The organism is Roseburia sp. AF25-13LB (genome assembly GCF_003478915.1).
In the GTDB taxonomy this organism is placed as follows: domain Bacteria; phylum Bacillota; class Clostridia; order Lachnospirales; family Lachnospiraceae; genus Roseburia_C; species Roseburia_C amylophila.
The window spans coordinates 1-1,876 of the sequence record NZ_QUFO01000028.1 but is presented as its reverse complement, the minus strand read 5'-3'; the positions used below and the strand labels follow the sequence as shown (position 1 = coordinate 1,876).

Below are 1,876 nucleotides of genomic sequence, written 5' to 3'. Positions count from 1 at the left end.
TTCCAGTTGTGCGCCCAGCTAAGGGTGTGTAGTCAAGCCGGTGGAATTCCGGTTTATCCAAGGTTTAGCCAACCAGATAATAGCGAGTCTTGGGATGATGCTGGTAACGGCATCTGACAAGCGTAGACAGCAAGAAAGCAGGGTTGAATAGTGATTGAGCTTCGAAACGTTAACTTCAGTCGGTCGACGTCTTAACTGGTGCGGAAGACAATATCATATAATGCGATATGGCGAGTGTTATGTGGCACTGCGGAGTCAGAGAACCAATCATGTTTTACATTATGAATACACATCAACTGGGGAGAACCTGCCATTTCTCGAAGAAGAGTATGAAGTTGCAACTGAAAACGGAGGATTTCAAATGAATGGTAGGTGGTCGGACAATCCCATAGTACTGTAGAAATCGGGCAATGCCGATGGAGGGAAGGGGATTGCATAGTAAAGGTCTTACTGAGGACACATTATCCGTACTCAGGGACGGAGGAAATAATGGAAACGAAATTAGTAAGAATAGCTGAGATATCGGCAACATCAAAACATCCTATATTTACATCAGTGTACCACTTGATAAATGAAGATATGCTAAAGCAATGTCATAAGGAATTAGATGGGAACAAAGCAGTCGGAATTGACAAGGTAACTAAGGATGAGTATGGGAAGAACTTTGATAGAAATATCAAGGAACTGGTACAGAGGTTGAAAAACAAATCCTTTAAGCCACTTCCGTCACTGAGGGTATATATACCTAAAGGAAATGGAAAGAAACGACCATTAGGGATTGCTTCCTATGAAGATAAGATTGTACAAATGGCAGTGAAGAAAATACTGGGAGCTATTTATGAACCGAGATTCCTAAACTGCATGTATGGATTCAGACCGAATAGGGGGTGTCACGAAGCAATAAAAGAAGTATACCAACGGATAAGCTATGGAAAAATCAGCTATATCGTAGATGCCGATATCAAAGGTTTCTTTGACCATATCGACCATGATTGGATGATGAAGTTCCTTGAATGGAATATACAGGATAAGAACTTATTGTGGCTAATACGTAAATACCTTAAAGCAGGAATAATGGAGCAAGGAAAATTCGAGCCAACAGAGGAAGGTTCGGCACAAGGCTCAGTAATGAGTCCGATGCTTGCAAATATATACATGCATCATGTGCTGACGCTGTGGTTTAAGCTGGTGGTGCAAAGGGAAATGCAGGGAGAGTGTTTTCTCGTCAACTTTGCGGATGATTTTGTTGCAGGATTTCAATATAAGTCAGAAGCTGAAAGATACTATAAAGAGTTAAAGGAACGAATGGAAAAGTTTGGACTGGAGCTGGAAAGTAGTAAAAGCAGACTGATTGAATTTGGGAGATTTGCAGAGCAGAATCGTAGAGCAAGAGGAGAATGTAAGCCTGAAACATTTGATTTTCTGGGATTTACCTTCTACTGTAGCAAAACCCGAAAGGGAGGTTTCGTGCCAAAGGTACAGACTTCAAGGAAGAAGTTTGAGCAAAAGGTTAGAGCATACAAGAACTGGATTTACGATAATCGAAATCGACCAATGCGAGAAATAATTAAAGAGTTGAACGTAAAACTAATTGGACACTATCGGTATTATGGTGTTACATGGAATTTTCGGAAGATAACAACATTCTTGCATAGAGTACAACAGTTTCTATTCAAAGCCATGAATCGGAGAGGTTGTAGACGGGCATACACATGGAATGGATTTGTGGAAATGCTCAAGTATTACCCGTTAGCAAAACCTAAAACGTACTATTGTTTATATTGAAGCGAATGTTACTATGAGGAGCCGTATGCGGGAAAGCCGCACGTACGGATCTGTGAGGGGCTAAGATTGAGAGGTCTTAGTCTACTCGACT

Annotated in this window: 1 protein-coding gene; it reads left to right on the top strand. The window is 41.0% G+C overall.

All coding sequences use genetic code 11. The features are described 5' to 3' along the window. Positions 1-489: 489 nt before the first annotated feature. The gene (gene ltrA / locus DWY37_RS15620; RefSeq protein WP_118542558.1) at positions 490-1,785 is read left to right on the top strand and encodes a group II intron reverse transcriptase/maturase; all 1,296 of its coding nucleotides are present in this window, start codon (positions 490-492) and stop codon (positions 1,783-1,785) included. The last annotated feature ends 91 nt before the right edge of the window (positions 1,786-1,876 follow it).